Origin of the sequence: Winslowiella sp. 2C04 (assembly GCF_050037805.1) — a bacterium.
In the GTDB taxonomy this organism is placed as follows: Bacteria; Pseudomonadota; Gammaproteobacteria; order Enterobacterales; family Enterobacteriaceae; genus Erwinia; species Erwinia toletana_A.
Genome location: NZ_CP188300.1, coordinates 3,290,664 through 3,316,485 on the forward strand (window position 1 = coordinate 3,290,664; position 25,822 = coordinate 3,316,485).

The window sequence follows — 25,822 nt, forward strand, 5'->3', positions numbered from 1 at the left end:
AACGGCTTCCTGTTTCTCCGGGAACCCCGAGGTTCCCGGAGGCTGTGCGGTTATGCGCTTCTCTGCAACAGCATCGACTTAATATGGCCGATGGCGCGCGTTGGGTTAAGCCCTTTCGGACATACGCTCACACAGTTCATAATGCTGTGACAGCGGAATACGCTGAAAGCATCATTTAAATCATCCAGTCGCGCATTGGTTTCGGTATCGCGACTGTCGATCAGGAAACGATAGGCAGCCAGTAAACCAGCCGGACCGATAAACTTGTCCGGATTCCACCAGAATGACGGACAAGAGGTCGAGCAGCAGGCACACAGAATACATTCGTACAGGCCATCGAGTTTTTCACGCTGTTCCGGCTGTTGCAAATGTTCACGTGCTGGCGGATTCTCTCCATTATTCAACAGGTAAGGCTTAATCTTCTCATACTGAGCGTAGAACTGACTCATGTCTACTACCAGATCGCGTATTACCGGTAATCCAGGCAGTGGGCGGATAACAATTTTCTGTTTGCCATTGCCAAGCGCCGACACCGGCGTGATGCACGCCAGGCCGTTTTTACCGTTCATATTGAGGCCGTCAGAACCACACACCCCCTCACGACAGGAGCGACGGAATGCCAGCGTCGGGTCCTTCTCTTTCAGACGCATCAGTGCGTCCAGCAACATCATGTCGCGCCCTTCTTCACTTTCCAGTGTGTACTCCTGCATACGCGGAGCATCGTCAACATCCGGGTTGTAACGATAAATAGAAAATTCGAGTCTCATCTTCTTATCTCCGCAAATTTAGTAAGTACGCGCTTTCGGCGGGAAAGCCTCGCGCAGCTTCGGCTGCATGTTCACCTCACGGCGCGTCATGCTTTCGCTTTGCGGCAGATACAAGCTGTGACATAACCAGTTCGCATCATCACGGTCCGGGAAGTCAAAGCGGCTGTGTGCGCCACGACTTTCGGTGCGGAAGTTAGCGGATACCGCAGTGGCGTAGGCGGTTTCCATCAGGTTATCCAGTTCCAGACACTCAACACGCTGTGTGTTGAAGTCGCTGGAGCGGTCATCCAGACGTGCGTTTTTCAGACGTTCGCGCAGCGCTTTCAGCTCTTCCAGACCTTTCGCCATTGCATCACCTTCACGGAATACCGAGAAGTTATGCTGCATGCAGGACTGCAGTGCTTTGCGCAGTTCCGCCGGGTCTTCACCGGTGGTGTTATTGTTCCAGCGATTCATACGCGCCAGTGACGCGTCAATCTCTTCTTCGGTCGCATCACGCAGTTCGCCCTGTTGCTCGATAGATTCCTGCAGATGCAGACCGGCAGAACGGCCAAACACCACCAGATCGAGCAGCGAGTTCCCCCCCAGACGGTTAGCACCGTGTACCGATACGCAGGCAATTTCACCGACCGCAAACAGGCCCGGGATCACCACATCTTCACCCTGCTCGTTTACCGTCAGCGCCTGACCGGTCACTTTGGTTGGAATGCCGCCCATCATATAGTGGCAGGTTGGAATCACCGGAATCGGCTCTTTCACCGGGTCGACGTGAGCAAAGGTACGCGACAGCTCCAGAATGCCCGGCAGACGGGATTCGAGCACATCTTTACCCAGGTGATCCAGTTTCAGTTTGGCGTGCGGCCCCCACGGACCATCACAGCCACGGCCTTCACGAATTTCGATCATAATCGAACGCGCAACCACATCACGGCCGGCGAGGTCTTTGGCATTTGGCGCGTAACGCTCCATAAAGCGCTCGCCGTGTTTGTTCAGCAGATATCCGCCTTCACCACGACAGCCTTCGGTGACCAGCACCCCGGCACCAGCGATGCCGGTTGGGTGGAACTGCCACATTTCCATATCCTGCACCGGCACACCGGCGCGCAGCGCCATGCCGACGCCGTCACCGGTATTGATATGGGCGTTAGTGGTGGACTGATAGATACGGCCTGCCCCCCCGGTCGCCAGCACCGTGGCGCGGGCTTTAAAGTAAACCACTTCGCCATCTTCAATATTCAGCGCGGTACAGCCGACAATGGCACCATCGGCATTTTTCACCAGATCCAGCGCATACCATTCGGAGAAGATGGTGGTTTTGTTTTTCAGGTTCTGCTGATACAGCGTATGCAGCAAGGCGTGACCGGTGCGGTCAGCCGCCGCGGCAGTACGTGCCGCCTGCTCGCCACCGAAGTTCAGTGACTGGCCGCCGAATGGACGCTGATAGATGCGGCCATCGTCCAGACGGGAGAACGGCAGGCCCATATGTTCCAGTTCCAGAATCGCTTCCGGACCGGTTTTACACATGTATTCGATCGCGTCCTGGTCGCCGATATAGTCGGAGCCTTTAACGGTGTCATACATGTGCCATTCCCAGTTGTCCTCGTGGCTGTTACCCAGCGCAACGGTGATACCGCCCTGAGCAGACACGGTATGGGAACGGGTTGGAAAAACTTTCGACAACAGGGCACAGCTCTGGCCCGATTGGGAAATCTGTAGCGCGGCACGCATGCCTGCACCACCAGCGCCGATTACGACGGCGTCAAATTCTCTGACTGGCAATTTCATTAAGCACCCCAAACCACAACAGTTCCATAAATTGCATAGACCAACAGTGCAACCACTACCACCAGTTGCAACATTAAGCGCAGCGCAACCGGCTTAACGTAGTCAGTCAGCACCTGCCACATACCAATCCAGCCATGCACCAGAATGGATAACAGCGTCAGGAGCGTGAACACCTTGGTGAAAGAGGAGGCAAAAAATCCACGCCAGATGTCGTAGGTCAGCGTATCTGACACCACCAGGAAACCGAGGATATAGAGCACATAAAGGGTAATAACCATGGCAGCGGCACGTAACAGCAGCCAGTCATGTACGCCGTTGCGCCCCAGTGCAGAAGCATTGCTTACCATACGAGGACTCCAGCCAGAATTGAAAGCACGACGGTGATACCAAAAGTCACCTGGGCAGAACGCGTACCAATTTGTAAGGTTTCGCCGAGGTAACCAAAATCCATCAGCATATGGCGGATGCCACCGGCAATGTGATATGCCAGCGCGGTAAGAATGCCCCATACGATGAATTTAACGATAAAGCTGTCCATGACGGCGGATGCCTGCAGGAAGCCTTCGGGTGATGAGAGAGAGAGACCAAGTAGCCATAGCAGAATACCGACCGCCACGAAGGTGATCACGCCGGAGACGCGGTGGAGAATGGACGCTATTGCAGTAACGGGAAACCGGATCGTAGTGAGATCCAAGTTGACAGGTCTTTGTTTTTTCACGGTTTTGCCCACACAGCTTTTCTTATTTTGCTTCCTCCGGTCCTGAAGGGGGGTCAGACAGCGTTAACAATAAAGCACTGCGCCAGGCACTTAAACTACAACGTCCAGTGTCAAAACGACGCGTATGAAACGCTGGGTGGCTCCTACTGCAGGGTGTTCCGGAGACCTGGCCGAAGTATAGGGGGATCACATTCTGATTACAATTCCCCTACAATCTCTTTGGTATAATTTAGGTCGAACAGTGATCAACCTCACGGTTTTCACAATTTATACAAATTTAATTATCTGATTTGACAAAAGTTCAACATTCCTGTTACAAACGAGGGATTGAAAACCCTATGATGCACAAAAGTTATGGGGATACACTTTCCCCTAAGCACAAGTTATGTAACAGTGATTGAGTGAGCTACTCAAAAGCATCAGATAAAGGTTACGAGAAAATAATGACCAGACCGGATCTTTAACAACCGTGTAACGCAGCATTTCATGCCTGCCGGACCCTCGCTTGTACGCGCCCATCGCTCTGTACCCTGCAAGATAAAATATGTCACAGAGGCGATAGACTGCATTTCTTCGCAGGCAGCCCAAGGTATGATGGCCAATCAGGTGTCAAAGATCCCTACAAATAAGGCGCTAAGGAGACTGTAAATGGCTGATAAAAAAGCGACACTAACCCTGGAAGGCGAAGCTCCGATTGAGCTGGACGTACTTAAAGGTACGCTTGGCGAAGACGAAATCGATATCCGAAGCCTGGGTTCAAAAGGCCTGTTCACGTTTGACCCTGGCTTTACGTCTACTGCATCCTGTGAATCCAAAATCACCTATATCGATGGTGAAGAAGGCATTCTGCTGCATCGCGGTTTCCCGATTGACCAGTTAGCTCTGCACTCTAACTACCTCGAAGTCTGCTATATCCTGCTGAACGGTGAAGCGCCAACTCAGGCGGAATTTGATGAATTCCGCACGACCGTAACCCGCCATACGATGATTCATGAGCAGATTAATCGTCTGTTTATGGGCTTCCGCCGTGATTCTCATCCGATGGCAGTGATGTGCGGTGTTACCGGTGCACTGGCGGCGTTTTATCATGACTCCTTAGACGTTAACATCGAGCGCCACCGTGAAATCGCCGCCTTCCGCCTGCTGTCGAAAATGCCGACCGTCGCAGCGATGTGCTACAAATATTCTATCGGCCAGCCGTTTGTCTATCCACGTAATGACCTCTCTTACGCGGGTAACTTCCTGAACATGATGTTCTCTACCCCGTGCGAAGAGTACAAGGTTAATCCGGTGCTGGAACGCGCAATGGATCGTATTCTGGTACTGCATGCCGATCACGAGCAGAATGCCTCTACTTCAACGGTGCGTACCGCAGGTTCCTCCGGAGCGAATCCCTTTGCCTGTATCGCGGCAGGCATCGCCTCACTGTGGGGACCCGCTCACGGTGGAGCCAATGAAGCCTGCCTGCGCATGCTGGAAGAGATCAGCAACGTTGACCATATTCCTGAGTTTGTTAAACGTGCGAAAGACAAAAATGACTCTTTCCGCCTGATGGGCTTTGGCCATCGCGTTTACAAAAATTACGATCCGCGTGCGACCGTGATGCGTGAAACCTGTCACGAAGTGCTGAACGAGCTGGGTATGAAAGATGACCTGCTGGAAGTAGCGATGGAGCTGGAACATATTGCGCTGAACGACCCGTACTTTATTGAGCGTAAACTCTATCCAAACGTCGATTTCTATTCTGGCATTATTCTGAAAGCGATGGGTATTCCTTCTTCGATGTTCACCGTGATCTTTGCGATGGCGCGTACCGTAGGCTGGATTGCTCACTGGAAAGAGATGCACGATGACGGCATTAAAATTGCCCGTCCACGTCAGCTGTATACCGGTTACGATAAACGTGATTTCTCTTCACAGCTGAAGAAAAAATAACCTCAGCGTTATCGTTATCAACAGAAATCCGTAATCCCGTTGGATTACGGATTTTTTTTTGCTGTTGCGTATTGAGTGCTGGCTCATTGCAGTCAGCCAGGCTGGCATCATTACCACCAGGCCAGATCCAGATAATCAAGCCGACGTGGGAAAACTGGCGTGATTTTATCGGGGGTGATTAGCCCCTGAATCTGAACCTCACGCACCCAAACAAATGAGTCGGGTATTTTGTAACGCAGGCTTTTATAGGTGAGATCCGAAAAATTCAAATGGCCGTAAATATGCATATCACTATTTCTGGCGATTTCTTTAATAAATCTTTTCCCTTTTACCAGGTACTCGCTGGAGAAATCAACGAAGTTCCTGCCTTGCGGGTTAATCTTATACAGTAAAAAATATCGGTTGGGATTATGGGTGAACTCTCTGAATCCCTGAGAATATAATTCATCCTGGATAATACTGTGAAATTCATTCACACCGGCTAGCGTCCGACTGGAAAATACCGTTTCTTGCTGGAAAGCAGCATAAACATGTCGCGTAAAATGGGTTCTGGTTCCCTGAAAACCCGAACTCATGATTTCCCTGGGTGAGCGCTGATCATAGCGGTATAGCGTATTAAAATCGGTCAGAGAGCTGGAGCGGATCAGAGCGGAACCGCCAGCTGCCCCACGTCCGCTCAGCCCGACTTCCCGGATATTTCCCAGCCGCTGCCTTAATTCGCTGCTGGCCTCATTGAGCATACGGTATCCACCCGCGCCCAGCGCAACGCCACAACTGAGCATTCCGCCGGCAAAAGAGAGCCAGCCCAGAACTGCTGATGCTTGCGGGCGACTCTGCTCAATGGCGGAACTGACGACTCCGGTCACATCGGCTACAAAGGCTGAGGTGCCGATGGCTAATGTCATCGTTTCAGCGCCAGCAAGTGCTGCGCTAAGGCTCCCTGCTGCCGCAATCGAAGCGCCGCCGGTAAAAATTGCCGCGATAATACCAAGAATTCCCAGCCCCATTCCCAGCCCGGCCTGCCAGCTGAAATGACCTGACGGATCGGCCCGATTAACCGGGTCGCCGGCACAATATGCATACGGATTAATGCCGCCCGCGCCAAACGGGCTCCAGCTGTCCGGGCAGTTAAAACGCATCGTTGCTGGATTATACGCGCGGTAGCCATTGCCCAAATGATAATTCTGACTGACGGCATCGCGCCGTTCTCCGTTAAATCTCAGACCGTTGTTAGCCATAGATAAACTCCTGATAATCAAAGCTCCAAGTCTTTTGATCATATAGAGTTCTGGAGAAAGGAAAAAATCAATTAAATCAGATGGTAACTGATCTCACACAATGAGGTTTGCCTGAACTGAGCGATCAGGCAAATATTACACACTTACGGCAACTCTTAATGCTGGCATCCCGGACACCAATAAAATGGCCGCGATGACAGCGTGCTCTTTTCAATGGTGGTGCCGCAACGCTCACAGGGTTTACCGGTGCGGTGAAATACCTTAAAGCGGAAGGCCGCACCGTGATGAACATTTTCATCCATGGTGCCGCGCATCTGATAAGAGTGACGAGGGATGGCCAGCAGTGCATCAGCAAAAGCCGCCAGCTGTTCCGGCGCTAAATCCTGCGCTTTATGTTGCGGCAACAACTGCGCCTGCCAGAGAATCTCAGCGCGCAGGTAATTGCCCAGTCCGGCCAGAAATGCCTGATCCAGTAACAGACCACTGAACTGCCGTCGACGAAAACGTGTCGACAGCAGTCGCTGCTCGACCTGCTGGGTGGTGAGGCTCATATCCAGCACGTCCGGCCCAACGCGTTGTAAAAACGGATGCGTCGCCAGCGTTTCGCTATTCAGCAGCTCAATATCCGAGGCGCTGTACAACAAAATAGCCTGATCCTTACTGGCCAGCCGCACGCGTAACACGCGATTGGTCTCTGGCTCAGCGCCACTCTTCACCACCCGCCAGACGCCATACAGTTGATTATGGCTGTACAGCGTCAGGCCATTAGAGAAGTGGGTCAGCAGCGCTTTACCGCGCGTTTCAATCGCCGTCACCTTCTCTCCCAGTAGTGCAGGCTCGTAGGTTTTCAGTTGCGGGTAAGCAAACCAGACCTCGGTCAGCTTTTTCCCCAGAATGGCGCGCTCCAGTTTATCAGCCGCCCGTCGAATTTCCGGACCTTCTGGCATAACAACTCCCTGCTTTAATGCGTAGCTCCGCCCACCAGGCGGATATCCTGTTCGGTTCTTAATGCGACAGAGATCGCCATTTCCAGCGCCAGAATCACCGTCGCCGCTGCCATACTCGGCATTCCGGGCAGTTTTGCCGCCTGTTCCGGCAGATATGGAATATGAATAAAGCCACCGCGCACACCGTCGCCCTGCTCTGCCAGCCGGTGCAACAGGCCATACATCACATGGTTACAGACATAGGTTCCGGCAGTTTGTGACACCGAAGCCGGAATACCCGCTTCGCGTATCCCCTCCACCAGCGCTTTAATCGGTAGCGTTGAGAAGTAGGCCGCTGGCCCCCCGGCCACAATCGGCTCATCAATCGGCTGGTTTTGCTGATTATCCGGGATTCGCGCATCATCGACATTGATTGCCACACGTTCGATGCTGATATCACTGCGCCCGCCCGCCTGGCCCACGGCAATCACCAGAGCCGGTTGCAGCTCATCCATCTCCTTGTACAGCGCGTTCAGCGCTTCGCCAAACACACAAGGTAGCTGGCGGGCGACAATTTTCGCCCCGCCGAGCAATTGCTCATTAAGCTGACGCACCGCTTCCCAGGACGGATTGATCTGTTCGCCACCAAATGGCTCAAATGCGGTAATCAGTACCGTTTTCATTACACCCTCACAGGAACATCAGGAAATAGAGCAGGAATACGTTAACTATTAACAATAGCACGCCGGTTGGCACCTGAGCTTTGATCACCGCGTTGCGATCGGGCAGTTCCAGCAGCGCCACCGGGACAATATTAAAGTTAGCCGCCATCGGCGTCATCAGCGTGCCGCAATAACCGGAGAACATACCGATAGCCGCCATCACCGCCGGATTGCCGCCGTGTTGCAAAATCAGAATCGGAATACCTATCCCGGCGGTCACAATCGGGAAGGCGGCAAAAGCGTTGCCCATCACCATCGTCAGTAACGCCATGCCGATAACGTAGGTCGCCACCGCCACAAAGCGGTTATCGACCGCCAGATAGCTTTCAGTCAGGTGAGAAATCGCCACGCCAACGCCAGCGGTAGTAAACAGCAGGCCAAGAGTGGCGAGGATTTGCGGCAGAATAAATGCCCAGCCAATGGAGTCGAGCAGGCGGCGCGCTTCCTGTAGTGACTGTGCCGGCGCTTCGCGCGTCAGTTTCATCGCCACCAGCCAGCCGACAATACAGCCAACGGCCATCGAGAACAGCGTAATCAGCGTTGAGTGATTACCCTCCCCGAAAAACGCCTCTTTTAAACCGGGAATGTAGTTAAACGACAGCACGCCCACCACGGTGACTATCGGAATAGAGAGTGCCGGCAGAAACAGTTTATTGCCGAGGCGGCTGGCGCTCTCTTTACGCTGTTCATCCGTTCGTTGGTGATAGCGCCCAAGTTTAACGCCGCCCAGACCAGCAACCAGCGCCATAATCACCACCAGCACGCCAACGGTGATATTCAGCCAGCGCTGGCCTTCCGCAGCGGAACCGGCAAACTGATTCATCAGCGAATAGGCCCAGTCACCGATCAAAAATACCAGGCCATACAGCCCCCAGAACAGTCCGGTTGTCAGGCGACGTGGATTCGCCTTGTCGCGCCAGGACATGATCGCCACGATCAGCAGGATCACCCCTGCCAGCCAGAAAAGATATTGTTGCTGGAACATTAGCGATCTCCTTTCGCTTGCTGCGCTTGTGCATTCAGCGACGCCAGTTCAGCGGCGAGGGTTTTATCCAGCCGGTGTAAGCGGACGGCATGAATGATAAACGCGCAGATGGCGGTCGGAATGCCCCACAGTGCAATATGCAGCGGCTCGGTTTGAATCCCGCCGGACTCCAGCATAAAGTTATGCATAAAGATGATGGCACCAAAAGCTACAAAGATATCCTCGCCAAAGAACAGGCCGACGTTATCGGTCGCCGCCGACATGGCACGCAAACGGTAGCGCACCTGCGGCGGTAACTCGCCATAGCGGCTTTGAGCTGCGCCTTCGGCCATCGGTGCCAGCAGCGGACGCACCATTTGTGGATGGCCGCCAAGGCTGGTTAAGCCCAGCGCCGCAGTGGCTTCACGTACAAACAGGTAGACAATCAGCAGGCGACCGGCGGTAGCGCTTTTGATATGGGCAATCCAACCTTGCGCCCGCTCTTTCAGGCCATGACGCTCGACCAGACCAATTACCGCCAGCGGCAGCAGCAGGATTAACGCCAGATTACGGGTGTTAAGAAAGCCGGATCCCAACTTTTCCAGAATGGTATCAATTGGCATATTGGCGGCAATACCGGTAATAAGACCGGAAGCAATCACCACCAGTACCGGGTTAAAGCGTAATAAGAAGCCGATAATGATCGCCGCGATACCAATCAACGGCCAGAGATTAACAGCAGTTTCCATGATGACTCTCCAGAGAGTAATAAAACTCTCCGGCCTGATAGCCGGAGAAAAAACAGCAGAATAATTATTGTTGGCTGGTTACGCTGATGTGCTGTTCAGCAAAGGCTGCGCGCAGCCGACGAGCGAAGGCCAGCGCATGGGCACCGTCACCATGCAGGCAAACGCTGTCTGCCCGCACCGCCACCTCCTCACCGCTGATGCTCAACACTTTTCCGTGCTGTACCATGTTCAGCGTCTGCTCAATGGCCTGCTGCTCGCTTTCAATCATCGCGCCGGGCTGGCTGCGCGGCACCAGCGTGCCGTCGGCCTGGTAGCCACGGTCGGCGAACACTTCCTGACGCGCCACCAGCCCCAGTCGCTCAGCGGCACCGATCAGTTCGCTGTTTGCCAGCCCGACCAGAATCAGTGAAGGATCGACCGCTTGAACCGCGCGGGCAATGGCGTCCGCCAGTTGGCTATCGACTGCCGCCTGGTTATACAGCATACCGTGCGGCTTGACGTGAACCAGCTTGCCGCCTTCACTCTCAACTATCGCTTTCAGTGCCCCAATCTGGTACACCACCTGGGCGTATACCGTCTCTGGCGGCAGCTGCATCGCGGTGCGACCAAAGTTTTCCCGATCGGGAAAGCTTGGGTGTGCGCCAATCGCTACTCCAGACTCCAGCGCCCAACGAACTGACTGCAACATGGTTTGCGCATCGCCGGCATGAAAACCGCAGGCGATATTAGCGGAGGTGACCAGCTGCAACAGCTGTTGGTCGCTGCCGCTGCCCTCGCCCAGATCGGCGTTAAGATCAATTTTCATCTTCTAATCCCCACACCATCTGGTCGATTGCCCGCTGCTGCTGCTGTTTGGCTTTTAGCGCTTCATCCAGCGTGCAGTGCACAAAATGGATCGGCTCACCGAGGCGAATTTGCGCCAAATGATAGAGATCGGCTTCGATAACGCAGGCAATGCGCGGGTAGCCTCCGGTGGTTTGCGCGTCAGACATCAGCACAATCGGCTGACCATTTGGCGGAACCTGAATCACCCCCGGTAGCAGGCCGTGCGACAGCAGCTCACGATCGCTGTCACGCGCCAGGATACGCCCCTGCAAGCGGTAACCCATACGGTTACTTTGCGGGCTTAGCTTCCATGAGGTGCGCCAGAAGGCTTCCTGAGATTCACGGCTGAATTCGTGATACTCAGGTCCTGGCAACGCGCGCAGGCGATTGCCCCACAGCAGCTGACGCACGCCGGCCGCTTTGCGAAAGCGGTCAGTAGGCTGACCCAGCGGCAACTGATCACCATCTTCAACCCGACGCCCGTGCTGACCGCCAAAACCGGCTTTCAGATCGGTACTGACTGAGCCAAGCAGCGGCGGGATATCAAAGCCACCGTCCAGCGCCAGATAACTGCGCATGCCGTGTACCGGCTTCGCCAGCGTCAGCGTTTGCCCGGCTTTAACCGCCGTACGCCAGCCGGTCCACACCGGCTTGCCATCAATACTGGCGTGACATCCGGCACCGGTCAGCGCAATCCAGCCGTCACGGCCAAATTCGGCGCTGAACTGCCCCAGCGTAATCTCCAGTACCGCACTATCCTGCGCGTTGCCCACCAGCAGATTGGCGGTTTTCATCGCCGGAATATCCAGCGCACCGTTGAGGGCAATGCCATACTGACGCCAGCCGGTACGGCCCGCGTCCTGGATTGAGGTGCTGATTCCGGCACGAAGAATGGTCAGCATATGCCCTCCTTCTGAGGCACAAAGCGAATGCTGTCGCCAGGACGCAGCACGGTTGGCGGCTGATGCTGTGGATTAAACAGCTGCAGATTACTGCGGCCTATCAGCTGCCAGCCACCCGGTGAGGCCAGTGGATAAATACCGGTCTGGCTGCCGCCAATTCCTACCGACCCGGCTGGCACGACCACCCTGGGTTCGGCACGACGCGGGGTGTGCAGCCGTTTGTCCAGCCCTCCCAGATACGGGAAACCCGGCTGAAAACCGATAAAATAGACCACATAATCCGCTGAAGCGTGTAACTCCACCACTTGCCGCGTGGTTAACTGATGATGACGCGCCACTTCTTCAAGATCGGGACCAGCCTCACCGCCATAAATCACCGGAATTTCTATCTGGCGCGACTCAGGCAGCACCGCCTCACTCTCTTCCCACCAGCTTTGCAGACGCTCTATCGCATCCAGCGCGGTCTGCTGCGGGTTATGCAACACCACGGTCAAATTGTTCATTCCCGGAATGGATTCCACCACATCCGGATGACTCTTCAGGCGCTCGCTCAGCCCCCAAATCCGTTGCTGGCTGGCAAGGGACACCGGGGGATCCAGTTCAAGCACTACCGCGCGTTCCCCTAACAGGTAACAGCGTGCTCGTTGCAATATGCACCTCCTGACAGACTAAAAACACATCCTTAACGCCTGAAATTGCAGCAATATCAGACCCTTTGGGTATTAGCTTATTCATTTAAGGCAAACAGTTATGCTTAACAAGTATATGGGTGTCAATCATTTTACTCCTTCAGCTCCGGCAGAAGTGAAGGAGTAACAGACGAGAATCAGGCAGGATTGTCGATATCGATGAAGGTAACGTCGAGGCCGTAGCTTTCCGCCAGCCACTCGCCCAGCGCTTTAATCCCTGCGCGCTCGGTAGCGTGGTGACCGGCGGCAAAAAAGTGCAGACCGTTTTCGCGCGCGCTGTGAATGGTCTTTTCCGAGACTTCACCGGTGATAAATGCATCCACACCAAACTCCGCCGCGTCATCAATAAAACCCTGCCCACCGCCGCTGCACCAGGCGATGCGACGGATATGCTGAGGAGCATTATCACCACAGTGCAGTGGCGTGCGGCCGAGAACCTCAGTAATGCGCTGCGCCAGCTGCTCACCGGTCAGCGTTTCTTTCAGTTCGCCCCATGGCACCAATGGCATAATCTCACCGCGCACCTCTATTTGCAGCAGTTTCGCCAATTGGGCGTTATTGCCCAGCTGCGGGTGGGCATCCAGCGGCAAATGCCAGCCATAAAGGTTGATGTCATTTGCCAGCAGCGCTTTCAGGCGATTGCGCTTCATCCCCTTGATCACCGGGGCTTCGTTTTTCCAGAAATAACCATGGTGAACCAGTACCGCGTCGGCCTGCAGACGCACGGCCTCATCCAGCAATGCCTGACAAGCGGTGACGCCGGTAATAATCTTCTTCACCTCGCAGCGACCTTCCACCTGCAGCCCATTCGGTGCGTAATCGCTAAAGGCCGCGGTGTTGAGCTGCTGGTTGACGATCTGTTCCAGTTCGGAATTGCGCATTGTTTTACCTGCCTATTTTCTTGCTGCCTCAAAGGCTTCCAGTGTTCTTTTACGTGCTTCCTTATGGTCTACCAAAGGCTCAGGATAATCGAGTTTTTGCTGATTTTTCTTTGCCCACAGCTGCGGCTGATGAATTGCGTCGTCTGGCACCTGCTGGAGTTCCGGCAGCCAGTGGCGAATAAATTCGCCTTTACTATCAAAGCGTTCACCCTGAGTAATCGGGTTGAAAATACGAAAATAGGGTGCCGCATCGGTGCCGGTAGACGCCGCCCACTGCCAGCCACCGTTATTAGCCGCCAGATCGCCGTCGATCAGCTGTGACATAAAGTAGCGCTCGCCTTCGCGCCAGTCGATCAGCAGATCCTTAACCAGAAAACTGGCGGTGATCATCCGCAAACGGTTATGCATCCAGCCCAGTGTATTCAGCTGACGCATGGCAGCATCAACTATCGGATAGCCGGTTTTACCCTGCTGCCAGGCCTTCAGCTGACTGTCATCGTGACGCCATTTGACCTTTTTAGTCCAGACGGTGAAGGGCTGATGGCGGCACAGTGACGGATAGGCAACCAGCAAATGGCGATAAAACTCGCGCCAGATCAGCTCATTCAGCCAGATAAAGCTGTCGTCACCTTCCAGCGCCTTCGGATGTTGCTTCAACAATCGATGCAGGCACTGACGCGGCGATAACACACCGGTGGTCAGATACACCGACAGTCGGCTGGTGCCATCTGTCGCCGGAATATCGCGCTGGCTGGGATAGTCAGTCACCGCTTGCTGGCAGAAATGACGCAATTGTTTAATTGCCGCCTGCTCGCCGGCAGCAAAAAGCTGCTGATCGTAAGACTGTCGTGGGTAGTCGAACGGCTCCAGCCGGGGGAGTTTTTTCAGCGGTGCGCCCTCACGCGCTTGCGGTGCGGGCACGCACTCCGGCAAGCCCTGGTGCAGGCGTTTAACAAAAGCTTTGCTGAAGGGCGTAAACACCTTGTACATTTCCCGATTACCCGTCTGCACGCTGCCCGGCGGCAACAGCAGGCTGTCATCAAATCCCTGAGCAATAATATCCTGATCGAACAATAATTTTTCCGCCGCCGCATCGCGTTGCCGTTCGTTAACCTCATACTGATAGTTATAGAACAGGCGATCGACCTGATGTTGCTGGCAAAATTCAGCCAGCTGCTCTACCGACGCCGCAAAATCATCGCACTGTAAATAGTGCAGCGGGATACCACGCCCGGCCAGCTCCTGCTGCATCAACTGCAGATTGTCATAAATAAACGCCGCCTGACGCGGCGCCATCTGATGTTGCTGCCACTGTACCGGGGTGGCAATAAACAGGGCGATAACTTTCGCCTTAGTGTCGCGGCACGCGGCGTACAGCGCGGTATTATCATTGACGCGCAAATCATTACGCAGCCAGACCAGATGGGTGGTCATAAAACTCCTGCCGTATCAGTGACCGTAGCGCAAACGCAGCGCTTCCGGATAGGGTTCGAAATAGCGCTGTTGAGCCAGATAAGCATCCGGAAATTCCGCCATATAGTGTTTAAGTAAGGTAATCGGCGCCAGCAGCGGCTGGATCCCCTGCCGATAGCGGTCAATCAGCGTCGCCAGCTCCTGCCGTTGTGGCGAAGTCAGCTGCTTACGGAAATAACCTTGAACATGCATCAGCACATTAGTGTGATTACTGCGCGTCGCTTGCTGTTCCAGCAGGCTCATCAGACGATTACGATACTCAACCGCATACTCCTCCAGCGACTCCCATTGCTCCATCGCGGCAACAAAACGGCCCAGTTCGCGATATTGTGGTTGAGAATGCGCCAACAGCAAAAGCTTGTAACGGCTGTGAAATTCCATCAGGCCGTGGCGGGTCAGGCCTGACTTACATAGCTGATTAAACTCATACAGCGCGTAAACCCGCTCGACAAAATTTTCCCGGATGGCATCGTCATGCAGCCGCCCATCTTCCTCTACCGGTAGCCAGGGAATTTCGCGCATCAGCTCGCGGGTGAAAATCCCTGTCCCGGCTTTTCGATTGTTATTCGTGTCGGATTCATAAATCCGCACCCGCTCCATCCCGCAGCTGGGCGATTTAGCACAGACGATATAGCCGCACAGATGGTGTAGATGCGCCACCTTTTCCCTGGAGAATGCCTGCATCTTATCGGTGATATCGTCACCACCCTGCTTGCTGTAGCAGAGCGCCACCTCATCCTGTTGCGCTTTCACCAGCCGCAGCGCCGGACGCGGCGTCTGTAAACCGATGGCGACTTCAGGGCAAACCGGTTCAAAGCGCACAAAAGGAGCGAGTTCATCAGTGGCAAAAGCAAAACGTTTGTGGCCGCCGTCAAAACGGACGCTGTCACCAAGCAGACAAGCACTGATGCCAATTGGAATTTTATCGCTCATAGTTGTACAGCCCCTTAAATCTTGTAGAGGTTTAAGTGTAGCTGAAACTTAAGACGGTGGCACGGGAAGGTTGAAGACAGGGGGAAGATTCAATTAAAAATTTTGCATATCAGCTCAGGCAACCCATGACGGTAGTTGTGCCGAACCAATCTATCAATATTGAGGAAAGGTTGTCAGATTCTGCCCAGGTCAAGTCGGCTGAAGCTAAAAAATCGAAAGAATCGCTTCCCACTTATTTTATATGATTATGATAATATTTTGATGCTTTGCTGAGCTTGCAAAATCTGAGTTATGTCGTCACCAAAGTTATCATTATATTCTTCCATCAGGTTAATCGTATGTATGATGAAATTGAATGAGCATTCTGATTTATCAATATTTACCAGTAATGACATTTCCTGAAGAGAGACTAAATCACTATCGTCATTTCCCTGTCATAAATCCACTTAACTTCTCTCGCATCCAGGCTATTGGCTGCCATTCATCTTAATAGTCAATTTAAATTATGTGAGCATTCTTAAATATTTACTCACCCAAGCTAGCCATTTTAAAGCCTCCTTAGTAAATAAGGGGGGGACCATCATGAATTGAGCCATCCTGGTTTGATGCCGGATGTTTACCTTTTTCAGGCTTTGTCTGATGAGCATAACATTGACACCGAGGAACACTTTGTTCTGGCTCATCAATGCGGTTGATATCTTTAGGTCCCTGACCTCTATTAACGTTCTTTAGTGCATCCTTTGGTGTTCCTGCACATATAACTTTTGCTAACCCCAGCGGGTTCACCCACTCCAGCGGATTCGGCGCATACTGATACAGATTCAGCCCGCCCGCCAGCCCAATCGAATCTTGTTACGTAAACCGCCCGATTTGCGGATCGCACTGCCTATTGGGGTCGTAATGGGTCAGGTATTTTGTATCATAGTTCATATGCTATCGCCCTACCAAGATAGTTTTTATCTGTATAAAATTATTTTAAATCAGATAGTAAATTAAGCACAGACTTATTGAGTACAGAAATATCACTCAACTCAATGCGGACTGGGTGCGGGATAGCGGTGAGCTGTATCTGGCGGGGGACTGACTGACGCAAATCGACCTGACCGGGCATCACTGGAGATTAGCGAGATCCCCGACCTGGTGGTTATTAAAACTGACAGCAATATTAAATGGATGTAAAGACATGAGAGAGCAACTCTATACTTACCCTCTCTTTTTTGTTACAAGATCATAATAATGTTATTCACTCAGACTTAAATGGATGAAGACACTCTTTAAACACTTCTTGCAATGTGTCTTCACTCATTTTATTAATAGATTCATCTTCGTGTGCTTTGATTTTACTCATTACAACATCTTCATTATCTAAATTTCTTTTACTATAAAATTTCTTTTCATACTCACCAAGATAGTCAGCCTCAATAAGCTTATCAAAGAAGTTATTGATCGCATAACTTCCGGCATATTGTAATGACTCGACATCATCACAAGAGAACTTAATATACATAATGAGTTTTTTGAGCGCACTAATCTCATCTTGTGTAATATTTATTTTTTTCTCATTCTCAGCCACTACACTTACCTCTTGCATTCATCTGATTCATAGTTAGTTTATTACGAGTTTCATACTCCATTTTGGATGTTAACGAGTAAGGGTTGCTCCCTGAGTAGAGTACGTCATTCAATTTTATTCTGCCTGAATGTATGTATTCAAGGGCTGATGAGGCTTTTATGTTGCCCATTTGAACAGGGTCTGCTTTAAAGATAATCGCATAATCTCCTCTTCCTACGTGCTTAGGATCATTGATAATGAATATCCCTCATAACATCCTTTGGAGACATTAATATATCCGTTATATAAACCTTGCCCTTAGCATTCGCTTCAAGAACACCCGTTTTCATTGTACTCTCGAAACCAGCCTTGTCGGTATAATGTATAAATACATTATCACCACTCAACCCAAGCGGATCGATCCAGCTCAATGGGTTTGGAGCGTAGGCGTATGTGTTTAACCCACCTCCCAGCCCAATCGGACCATAGGGATGATTCCGGTGCCATCGTACTTTTTAATCTCTGAGGGTCGAATTCTCCGCCCCTTGGGGCGTTCAACTCTCGCTGTTGACTGTGGTTTTGATACCCCGCTGCTTGCGGCGGGGTTGTTCATTGCACTTAACTTACTGATGGGGATAGCTTTTCAGGGGCGGTTTTTCACGTAAGGAGCCGCTGCTTAACCCGGCAGCCCCGACGTACACTTTTGCCCCGGACATGCTATCGCCATAACGGGTAGCTAAAAAAAGCCGGGAAGATCTTTTCAGATATTATTTGAAACATATCTAATTATTTATCTCATTAATTTTTGGCTTCCATACATTCATCCAATTTTTTTCTATTTCTGATGAATAGTTCTTAATAGTGTAAAGATCACCTTCATCTTTATGTGATAAAAAACACTGATCAACACAATTAACCACCCAGGATAAAAAATCCTTTACCTCTGTATCACTTCCGTTCTCCTTTATAAATAGCATAGAGTTATCAATCAAGTCATCCAATAAAGAAGAATAGAACAATGCTTCCTCAAACAATGAGAAACAAAAAGTACCCTCAATAAGATCATTTCTGTTTTTAAGGATTTCTTCTTTAAGAACAATATTCATCTAACACCCCGGCCCTTTTCTTTTAGCTGCTTTTCCGGATTTTCTCTCATTATAAGAGCCATCTAAATTAAAGACACCCTTAGACTTACCCAATGAAGAAAATGTCTCATAATGATCTTTATGCAAATTATCCAAATAGAAATAATCTCCGTTTTTAAAGGTAACATCACCAACTTTAACTTTGGATGTGATTTTATAAATCTCAGCCCCTTGATATTTTTTCCCAGTTGTCTGAGCTGCATCGCCAATAATATCTATAAAACTTAAACCCAGTGGATCGATCCAACTGAGTGGGTTTGGAGCGTAGGCGTAGAGGTTTAATCCCCCCGCCAGCCCCACAGGGTCATGTTGAGTAAAGCGTCCGCCGTTCGGATCGTACTATCAGCGTCGGTTGTAATTCACCATCATTTTTGTATCGCAGTTCATAGAATCTGGTTCTTTTGGCTTATCTTTGAAGTTATTTCATTCGTTTATCATATTTAGACTTTGCTTCAGTTCTTACAAATTCGCTTGGGTCGTTTTTAGCCATATCCTTTAGAATAAAGAGTGGCAAACCTTTATTGTAAGTTAATTTTGCTCTAATTCCCTCGTCTGCATCTTTAGAAAATAATTGATAGATCTCAATATCCAAAGGGTATTTTGAGGATATAGCATCCCTAATTACCGGATCGTTATCAAGAGAAAGAATATTAATTATCTCCATAGGGATTGACTTATTTCTTGCAACCCAAACTTTCATGTCTGGATGGTTTTCAATCAGTTCCATCCAAACATCAATGGGTGCTTCTTCTATACCAGTCCTGTTATATTCAGCAGGGATGTCACTATTTCTCAACTTTATGAATTCAGATGTTGTATTTATCATGTCTTTGGCTCATTTAATAGTAATACTACTGCAACTTTTCTTAGGAATACTTTTCCCTGTATTACCTTTATGTTTATCAGGTATGAACTGACCATGTTTATCAGCGTCAGCAATCCATTCTAAGGATGTTGATGTTTCTCTAAATACTTTATAGACAGATCCGCCATGACCGGTAGAATCTTTAGACCACCACAATCCAGTTTGTCCATCCCTATAATATTTCTCTTTAAAAGTACCACCTTGCAAAATAGCAGTTGTTCTATAACCATCTATTTGCCAACCTGTTAGACCAAGCGGATCAATCCAGCTTAGCGGATTCGGCGCATACTGATACAGATTCAGCCCGCCCGCCAGCCCAATCGGATCCGGCTGGGTAAACCGCGCGCAGTCGGGATCGTAGTAGCGGAATAGATTGTAGTGAAGCCCGGTTTCCCTGTCGAGGTACTGCCCCTGCATTCGCAGGCTCTGCGCAAAGTCCGGCGCGTCCTGCCGCGTCTCACGCTGCAGCTTGCCCCACGCGCCGTTTCCCGCACGCCAGCGCACCGCGCCCGCCTCGTCGGTCAGCGCCTCCGGCGTGCCGTCCGGGCGGCAGTGGTACCAGTAAACCGCCGGGTTTTCCGCCCCGTCAATCCGCGCCAGCGGCTCGTAGCTTCCCGGCCCGGCCCAGACGTAAGTCAGCGGTACCCCGTCCTCAATTTCCTGCAGCAGCCGCAGCCCCTCCCAGACGAAGCGCGTGGTCTGCGGCTCCCCGCAGACTTCTCCGGACGCATCCTGCCGCCAGCGGGTTTTGCTGACGCGCCGCCCCAGCGGGTCGTAGCGGAAGCCGACGTGAAGCCGCAACCCCCGGTCGTCGCGGGTGTCGTGCACCACCTCTGCCAGCCGCTGCTCCCCGTCGTAGCGGTAGCGCCAGCGCTCGCGCCCGCTGACCTTCTCCGCCACCCGCCCGTACGCGTCATACCGCCAGCGCACGCCGTTCAGCTGCGTGACCCGGTTGCCGGCAACCGCCCCCGCGCCCGGGTCGACCGGGTTGGACGCCGCGTCCCACCGCCAGCGCTCATGGTCCGCCAGCCCGCCGCCCTGGGCCAGCAGCCGCCCCGCGCCGTCGTATTGCCAGCTGCGCCACGCGTGCGGGTTGTCGTCATGCTCCTCGCGCACCGGCCGGTGCGCGTTGTCATACTGCCAGCTGCGCGACCATTGGCGCGGCGCCGGCCGCACCTGCCCGCCGCGGAACAGCTCGCGGCTGCGCAGCCGCCCGTGCCGGTCGTACGCCGTGCGGCTGGTCAGCGCCCCCTGGCTGCGGCTCACCTCGCGGTGCAGCGGGTCGCGGCGAAAGTCGCTTATCGCCAGGCCGTCCAGCGCGATGCCGAGCAGGTGCCCGCCGCCGTAGTACAGGTTTTTCAGCCGCCGCCCGTCCGGCAGCGTCACCGCCGTGCGGCTGCCCGCGGCATCGTGGGCGTACTCCACCCGGCCGTTCTCCCCACACTCCGCGACCGTGCGGCCGCAGCGGTCGTACTCCAGCCCCAACGCCTGCGGCCCGCCGCCGTGCGGGTGCGTGACGGCGCGCAGCAGCCGCCCGCCCGGCGAGTGCTCAAAGCGGGTGACGCCGTCCGCGGTGTGCCGCGCGGCCAGCAGCCCGCGCGCATCGTACTCATACTCCTCGGCGAGCGGCGCCGCGCCCTCCGCCGACAGCGCTCGCGAAACCAGCCGCCCGGCGTCGTCGTGGCGGTACGCGGTGGTGACGCCGTCCGGCGCGGTTTCGCTCTCCGGCAGGCCGCCCGGCCGCCAGCGGAAAAGGTGCCGCGCGCCGTTCTCATTCACCAGCGCCGCCAGCCGCCCCTGCGCGTCGTACTCGCGCCGCACCTCACCCCCCTCCGGATTGCGGGTGGCCACCAGCCTGCCGCAGGCGTCGTGGCGGAAGTGGTGGCGCTTCCCGGTGGCGTCGGTGAGCGTTTTCAGCAGGCCGCGCGCGTCGTACTCCCGGCTTTCCTGCCACCCCTCCGCCCGGCTCACCCGCAGCGGGCGGCCCGCCGCGTCGTACTCCAGCCGGGTCTCCTCGCCGTCGGCGAGCATTTCAGCCTGCAGCCAGCCCCGCGAATGATAACGCCAGCGCGTGCTGCTGCCGGTGCAGTCGGTGGCGCGCGTCAGCTGCCCTGCGTCATCGTAGTCCCGGCGGCTGATCCCGCCGTTCGCGTCCGTCACCGCCACCACTTGCCCGTACTCGTCGCGCTCAAGGCGCGTGGTCTGCCCGCAGGCGTCAGTCACCGCCGCCAGCCCGTGGTGCGCGTCGTACGCCAGCCGGGTGACGCCGCCGTCGGCGTCGGTGATGCTGGCCGGCAGCGCGCGGTGCGCCAGCCACTCCGTCGCCCGCACGTGACTGGCGGGATCCTCCTCCTCCACCAGGTTGCCCGCGTCGTCATAGCGATACAGCGTAGCGTGGCCGGCGGGGTCGATGAGCCGAGTCAGCAGCCCGTCGTCGTCGCGGGTGAACAGCCAGCTTTCGCCGCGCGCGTCGGTATAGCGGGTGACCTGCTGCTGCCGATCCCACCTGTGCCGGCGCACCGCGCCGTCACCGCCGGTGACGGTGGTCAGCCCGGCGGGCAGGTCGTAGCTGATTTCGCAGGCCGCGCCGCCGCTGCTGCGGGCGGCGACCACCCGCCAGTGGTCGTGCCGCCGCCAGCGGTATTCGCACTCGCGCCCGCCGGGCAGCCGCTGCCAGACCATCAGGCCCGCCCCGTCGTAGCGAAACCCGCGGGTGGCCACCCCGGCGGCGTCGGTCACCGAGGCCAGCCGGCCGCCCGCGTCGTAGCCATAGCGCACCAGCGGCCACCGCCGCCCGCCGTCGTGATGGCTGAGGGCGGTGACGCGCGCCGGGAAGTCCGGGCTATCGTAGTGCAGGGTGAGGTTAACCGCCCCGGGCTCGTCGCGGATGCGCACCGGCCGTTCGTCGTCGTCGTATTCGCACTCCAGCCGGTTGCCGTACTCGTCGCTGAGCGAGGCCAGCCGCAGCCGCGCCGGGTTGCCGCGCAGTGGCCGGTACAGCCGCCACAGGCCGCCGTCGTCGGCCACCGCCAGTGCGCCGCCCGGTCCGGCGCGAAAAATTAGCCCATCGCCGCGGCTGAACAGCGGCTCATCAGGCGGCGGCAGCGTGAAGCGCAGCCCGCGCCCGGTTTCGTCCAGCCACAGCGCGTCGTCGCCGCGCAGCTCGATGCGGCTGTCGAAGGCGGTCATCCAGCCGCGGCCGAAAATGCCGGCCGTCCGCGAGCGGCTGTTGTAGCAGCGCTGCCAGCGCAGCGGCAGGCGGCCAGGCAGCACGAAGTCGAGGTCGTCGTCGCCATTAAGTACCTTAGCGCCGCTGGCGGCGTGCACCGGGTCCGGACTGGCGAAGGCGGCGTTTATCAGCAGGTCCGCCGCCATGCCGCCGCCGGCGCGGTACAGCATGCAGGGCAGGTTTTTCAGCACCGCGCCGGGGCGCCCGCGCATCAGGGGCAGCAGCATCGCGGCCGGCAGTAGCCACGGGGTGGTGCCGCTGCGGATTTGCCGCACCACCCGGGCGCGGCCGCCGATAATCACGTCGGGCGAGGCGCCGGCGGCCACGGTCGCACCGCAGGTGGTGCGGTCGCCGCTGCGCACCGCCGGCTGTCCGTTGATAAACACCGAGTCCGAGCCCTCAGCGAGCCAGTCCGGCCCGCGGTGGCGGTCGCAGCCGATAGTGTCCTGATGCGCCGGGTCGGCGGCCTCCGCTTCGGCCTCAACCGGCCGCCAGAAGCCGCTGAGCGTCTGCCCGGCGGCGCCGAGCAGCGCCGCGCCGTAGTCAAAAAAGTCCTGCGGCTGCTGCACAACCGCCTGCGGGCTGCCGGACGGACGCGGTTTGCCGGCGGCACGCGCGGCGGGCAGGCCGTTGATAAAGACGTCGGGAGAGCCGCTGGTGATGCGCCCGCAGGGGCGCGGCGGAAAGAGGAAACTGCCGATGCCGTCGGCGGCGCGGGAGATGTCACCGGTCACCCCGGCGAGGTTGGCCAGCAGGCCGCCGATAATGCCGCTGAGCACGCAGCCGGAGCCGACCGCCGCCAGCCCGGCGGCCAGCGCACCGGCCCCGGCCAGCGGGGCGGTAACCGCGGCGGCGGCGGCCACGGCGGCACCGGCTGCGGCGTACGCCGCGCCTTCGACCAGCAGGCAGGTGATTTCGGCAAACATGCTGGTGTGCACCAGCGCGTCGTTCTGGCGGGCGGCAAAATAATCACTCATAGTTCAGACGTCCTGTCCGGGTTGTTTTATCTCGTCACGACATCCGCGTGCAGAGGGGAGGCATCAGTTTTACTGATTAATTTCACACAGTGATTAGTTTTTTACCGTGACGGCGATCGCGAAGGCGATTCAACGGAAATCAGCAGAGCGTTGACGCGGGAAGCTAAAAATAAAAAATCCCGCAAATGCGGGATTTAAGATCGGGAATCTGTTTTCAGTTCCCGTTGACGTGCAGGGTGTAAACCCTCAGCGCCGGCATTGAAATCACCGCCTGAGAGGTAACTTAATAAAAATCGCAGGCCGCAGCTTCTGACTGAGCCAACCAGACCGGCTTGGTGCTGGTTTTGCTCCAGAATCGGTGCAGATAGCTGTAGAAACGAGCACGATCCTCACGGAATAACATCACCGGCAGCGCCAGCACACCAATGATGACAGCCGCTACGCGACGCAGAATAACTTTATACAGTGAATAGTTCTGATACATGGCCACGCCTCCGAAATTGAAATAAATTCTGTATGTAATCTGTCCAATTAATATACGCTGCCTGATGTAATTTTACTACTGATCCGACCACTTTTTTGGCGAAAAATACGCTGTTTTTAGCTATCGCTGTAATTGAGTTACAGAATTGTTATCAAATAACGACAAAGTGTTAACGCAGCGGCGATTTTTATACTTTTTTTATATCCTGCCCTGCTTTCTATACACCTTCTTTGCACGCCGATGATTACTCTGCGCTTATCTGAATCACACCCCGGAGGTGTACTGTGAGTGTTGAGATTATCGCTGGCGTGCTACTGGTTGCATTACTGACCGGCTACCTGATTTACGCCCTGATTAATGCGGAGGCGTTCTGATGGCCGCCTCCGCAAGCCTGTTACTGTTTAGCTTTGTGGCGCTGTTGCTGATACTGGCGCAACCACTGGGTAAAAGCATGGTGAAATTGGTTGATGGCCACGCGGGTCCGTGGCGGGCTGGCTTTGAACGCCGCCTGTGGTGGCTGTGTGGTATCCGCCAGAAAGAGATGGGCTGGATTCGCTATTTTTGGGCGATTATCGCGATCAATCTGCTCGGCGTACTGGTGCTGTTCGCCATCCTGATGTTGCAGGATCGCCTGCCGCTTAATCCGCAACACTTTCCGGCGATGAGCTGGCATCTGGCGCTTAACACGGCGATAAGTTTTGTCACGAATACCAACTGGCAGGCCTACAGTGGCGAAAATACCCTGAGCTACTTTAGTCAGATGGTTGGCCTGACGGTGCAGAACTTCCTTTCAGCCGCCAGCGGTATTGCGGTCGCGCTGGTGCTGATTCGGGCTTTCTCACGGCAAAGCGTGGATACCCTTGGTAACGCCTGGCAGGATCTGTTACGCATTACTCTTTATCTGCTGCTGCCGCTGTCATTAATCCTTGCGCTGTTTTTTGTCAGCCAGGGCGTACTGCAAAACCTTAGCGCTTATCAGACTCTTCATACACTGGCCGGATCGAGCCAGACTTTACCGATGGGGCCGATCGCTTCGCAGGAGTCGATTAAGCTGCTGGGCACTAACGGCGGCGGTTTCCTTGGCGCTAACTCAGCTCATCCGTTTGAAAACCCCAATGCCCTGACCAACATTGTGCAGATGCTGGCGATTCTGCTGATTCCGGCAGCGCTTTGTTTCACCTTTGGCGAAGCGGTGCGTGACCGCCGCCAGGGCCATGCGCTGCTGGCCACCATGACGCTGCTGTTTATTATCGCCGCCAGCGTGGTGATGTGGGCCGAGCTAAAAGGCAATCCTCACCTGCTTACGGCTGGCGCTTCCTCGCCGTTTAATATGGAAGGCAAAGAGGCGCGCTTTGGCATCCTCAGTTCCGCACTGTATGCGGTAGTGACTACCGCCGCCTCCTGTGGTGCGGTTAATGCCATGCATGACTCCTTTACCGCACTCGGCGGTATGGTGCCAATGCTGCTGATGCAGATTGGTGAAGTGATTTTTGGCGGCGTCGGCTCTGGCCTGTACGGCATGATGCTGTTTGTTTTGCTGGCGGTATTTATTGCCGGGCTGATGATTGGTCGATCGCCGGAGTACCTCGGTAAAAAAATCGATACCAAAGAGATCAAAATGACCGCGCTGGCGATTCTGGTTACACCCACGCTGGTGCTAATCGGCAGCGCACTGGCGATTGCCACCGACGCCGGACGCGCAGGCATCCTTAATCCTGGACCGCACGGTTTTAGCGAAGTGCTGTATGCGCTCTCGTCGGCTGCCAATAACAACGGTAGCGCCTTTGCCGGGCTCAGTGCCAATACTCCGTTCTACAACCTGTTGCTGGCGTTTGCCATGTTTGTTGGCCGCTTCGGCATTATTCTGCCGGTGCTGGCGATTGCTGGTTCACTGGTAGCGAAAAAAGCGCAGCCGGCCGGAACCGGCACTCTGCCGAGCCACGGCGCACTGTTTATCGGATTGCTGACCGGCACCGTTCTGCTGGTTGCCGCGCTGACGTTTGTCCCGGTGCTGGCAATTGGCCCGGTGGCTGAACATCTTCAATTGACTCATTAAGTACCGG

The 25,822-nt window shown here is 54.7% G+C and carries 23 protein-coding genes and 3 pseudogenes; 3 read left to right on the forward strand and 23 right to left on the reverse strand.

From position 1 onward, the window contains the following. Positions 1-50: 50 nt before the first annotated feature. From ACP3TC_RS14845 to sdhC, 4 genes are read right to left on the reverse strand one after another with little or no spacing between them, the layout of a single operon-like run. Positions 51-767, reverse strand: a complete 717-nt coding sequence (locus ACP3TC_RS14845) for a succinate dehydrogenase iron-sulfur subunit (protein WP_052896889.1) — start codon at positions 765-767, stop codon at positions 51-53. A gap of 18 nt (positions 768-785) precedes the next feature. Beyond that, positions 786-2,552, reverse strand: a complete 1,767-nt coding sequence (gene sdhA / locus ACP3TC_RS14850) for a succinate dehydrogenase flavoprotein subunit (protein ID WP_426816745.1) — start codon at positions 2,550-2,552, stop codon at positions 786-788. Beyond that, positions 2,552-2,899, reverse strand: a complete 348-nt coding sequence (gene sdhD / locus ACP3TC_RS14855) for a succinate dehydrogenase membrane anchor subunit (protein WP_052896893.1) — start codon at positions 2,897-2,899, stop codon at positions 2,552-2,554. Before sdhD ends, sdhA begins: the two co-directional genes overlap by 1 nt. Next, entirely contained in the window at positions 2,893-3,282 is a 390-nt protein-coding gene (gene sdhC / locus ACP3TC_RS14860) for a succinate dehydrogenase cytochrome b556 subunit (protein WP_313856476.1), read from the reverse strand. Before sdhC ends, sdhD begins: the two co-directional genes overlap by 7 nt. Positions 3,283-3,918: 636 nt before the next feature. Here sdhC and ACP3TC_RS14865 point away from each other — a divergent pair. After that, positions 3,919-5,205: a citrate synthase gene (locus ACP3TC_RS14865; RefSeq protein WP_313856475.1), complete on the forward strand. Its 1,287-nt coding sequence runs from the start codon at positions 3,919-3,921 to the stop codon at positions 5,203-5,205. Between the two features lie 110 nt (positions 5,206-5,315). Here the strand turns inward: ACP3TC_RS14865 and ACP3TC_RS14870 are convergent, their stop codons facing one another. The 19 genes and pseudogenes from ACP3TC_RS14870 to ACP3TC_RS14960 all read right to left on the reverse strand — a co-directional run bounded on the left by ACP3TC_RS14870 (position 5,316) and on the right by ACP3TC_RS14960 (position 23,759). After that, positions 5,316-6,443, reverse strand: a complete 1,128-nt coding sequence (locus tag ACP3TC_RS14870) for an RHS repeat-associated core domain-containing protein (RefSeq protein ID WP_426816746.1) — start codon at positions 6,441-6,443, stop codon at positions 5,316-5,318. Between the two features lie 155 nt (positions 6,444-6,598). Then, complete coding sequence (gene nei / locus ACP3TC_RS14875; protein ID WP_313856473.1) at positions 6,599-7,390, reverse strand: endonuclease VIII; 792 nt, start codon at positions 7,388-7,390, stop codon at positions 6,599-6,601. A 14-nt stretch (positions 7,391-7,404) separates the two neighbouring features. Next, complete coding sequence (gene pcp, locus ACP3TC_RS14880; RefSeq protein WP_426816747.1) at positions 7,405-8,052, reverse strand: pyroglutamyl-peptidase I; 648 nt, start codon at positions 8,050-8,052, stop codon at positions 7,405-7,407. 7 nt (positions 8,053-8,059) lie between these two features. Then, on the reverse strand, positions 8,060-9,076 hold the full coding sequence (locus ACP3TC_RS14885; protein ID WP_313856471.1) for a DUF979 domain-containing protein: 1,017 nt from the start codon (positions 9,074-9,076) through the stop codon (positions 8,060-8,062). Then, on the reverse strand, positions 9,076-9,804 hold the full coding sequence (locus ACP3TC_RS14890) for a DUF969 domain-containing protein (protein WP_313856470.1): 729 nt from the start codon (positions 9,802-9,804) through the stop codon (positions 9,076-9,078). The genes ACP3TC_RS14885 and ACP3TC_RS14890 overlap by 1 nt, the downstream gene beginning before the upstream one ends. A gap of 64 nt (positions 9,805-9,868) precedes the next feature. Further along, positions 9,869-10,609 carry a 5-oxoprolinase subunit PxpA gene (gene pxpA, locus ACP3TC_RS14895; RefSeq protein WP_426816748.1) on the reverse strand — a complete coding sequence of 247 codons (741 nt, stop codon included), beginning with the start codon at positions 10,607-10,609 and terminating at the stop codon, positions 9,869-9,871. Further along, positions 10,599-11,531, reverse strand: coding sequence for a 5-oxoprolinase subunit PxpC (pxpC, locus tag ACP3TC_RS14900; RefSeq protein ID WP_313856468.1), 933 nt, complete (start codon positions 11,529-11,531; stop codon positions 10,599-10,601). The genes pxpA and pxpC overlap by 11 nt, the downstream gene beginning before the upstream one ends. After that, positions 11,525-12,181 carry a 5-oxoprolinase subunit PxpB gene (pxpB, locus tag ACP3TC_RS14905; protein WP_313856466.1) on the reverse strand — a complete coding sequence of 219 codons (657 nt, stop codon included), beginning with the start codon at positions 12,179-12,181 and terminating at the stop codon, positions 11,525-11,527. The genes pxpC and pxpB overlap by 7 nt, the downstream gene beginning before the upstream one ends. A gap of 176 nt (positions 12,182-12,357) precedes the next feature. Continuing rightward, a complete protein-coding gene (locus tag ACP3TC_RS14910) occupies positions 12,358-13,101 on the reverse strand; it encodes a type 2 GTP cyclohydrolase I (protein WP_313856464.1) in 744 nt (247 codons plus the stop codon). A 12-nt stretch (positions 13,102-13,113) separates the two neighbouring features. Then, entirely contained in the window at positions 13,114-14,535 is a 1,422-nt protein-coding gene (phrB, locus tag ACP3TC_RS14915) for a deoxyribodipyrimidine photo-lyase (protein ID WP_313856463.1), read from the reverse strand. Positions 14,536-14,550: 15 nt separating this feature from the next. Continuing rightward, the gene (locus ACP3TC_RS14920) at positions 14,551-15,507 is read right to left on the reverse strand and encodes a YbgA family protein (RefSeq protein WP_426816749.1); all 957 of its coding nucleotides are present in this window, start codon (positions 15,505-15,507) and stop codon (positions 14,551-14,553) included. Between the two features lie 762 nt (positions 15,508-16,269). Next, positions 16,270-16,383 (reverse strand): annotated as a pseudogene (locus tag ACP3TC_RS14925) (RHS repeat-associated core domain-containing protein); the annotation flags it as partial. A 367-nt stretch (positions 16,384-16,750) separates the two neighbouring features. Further along, a complete protein-coding gene (locus ACP3TC_RS14930) occupies positions 16,751-17,098 on the reverse strand; it encodes a hypothetical protein (protein WP_426816750.1) in 348 nt (115 codons plus the stop codon). Beyond that, positions 17,073-17,541 (reverse strand): annotated as a pseudogene (locus tag ACP3TC_RS14935) (type IV secretion protein Rhs); the annotation flags it as partial. The gene ACP3TC_RS14930 and the pseudogene ACP3TC_RS14935, both read right to left, overlap by 26 nt. A 300-nt stretch (positions 17,542-17,841) precedes the next feature. Continuing rightward, entirely contained in the window at positions 17,842-18,165 is a 324-nt protein-coding gene (locus ACP3TC_RS14940) for a hypothetical protein (protein ID WP_426816751.1), read from the reverse strand. 261 nt (positions 18,166-18,426) lie between these two features. Further along, a pseudogene (locus ACP3TC_RS14945) lies at positions 18,427-18,543 on the reverse strand (RHS repeat-associated core domain-containing protein); the annotation flags it as partial. 79 nt (positions 18,544-18,622) lie between these two features. Continuing rightward, positions 18,623-19,030, reverse strand: coding sequence for a hypothetical protein (locus ACP3TC_RS14950; RefSeq protein ID WP_313856453.1), 408 nt, complete (start codon positions 19,028-19,030; stop codon positions 18,623-18,625). A gap of 9 nt (positions 19,031-19,039) precedes the next feature. Then, positions 19,040-23,275, reverse strand: coding sequence for an RHS repeat-associated core domain-containing protein (locus ACP3TC_RS14955; protein WP_426816752.1), 4,236 nt, complete (start codon positions 23,273-23,275; stop codon positions 19,040-19,042). 283 nt (positions 23,276-23,558) lie between these two features. Next, on the reverse strand, positions 23,559-23,759 hold the full coding sequence (locus tag ACP3TC_RS14960) for a YbfA family protein (RefSeq protein WP_313856450.1): 201 nt from the start codon (positions 23,757-23,759) through the stop codon (positions 23,559-23,561). Between the two features lie 284 nt (positions 23,760-24,043). On the opposite strand from ACP3TC_RS14960, the gene kdpF reads away from it, so the two are divergent. Both kdpF and kdpA read left to right on the forward strand, forming a co-directional pair. Continuing rightward, a complete protein-coding gene (gene kdpF, locus ACP3TC_RS14965; protein WP_313856449.1) occupies positions 24,044-24,133 on the forward strand; it encodes a K(+)-transporting ATPase subunit F in 90 nt (29 codons plus the stop codon). Beyond that, positions 24,133-25,815, forward strand: a complete 1,683-nt coding sequence (gene kdpA, locus ACP3TC_RS14970; protein ID WP_426816753.1) for a potassium-transporting ATPase subunit KdpA — start codon at positions 24,133-24,135, stop codon at positions 25,813-25,815. Before kdpF ends, kdpA begins: the two co-directional genes overlap by 1 nt. Positions 25,816-25,822: the final 7 nt, after the last annotated feature.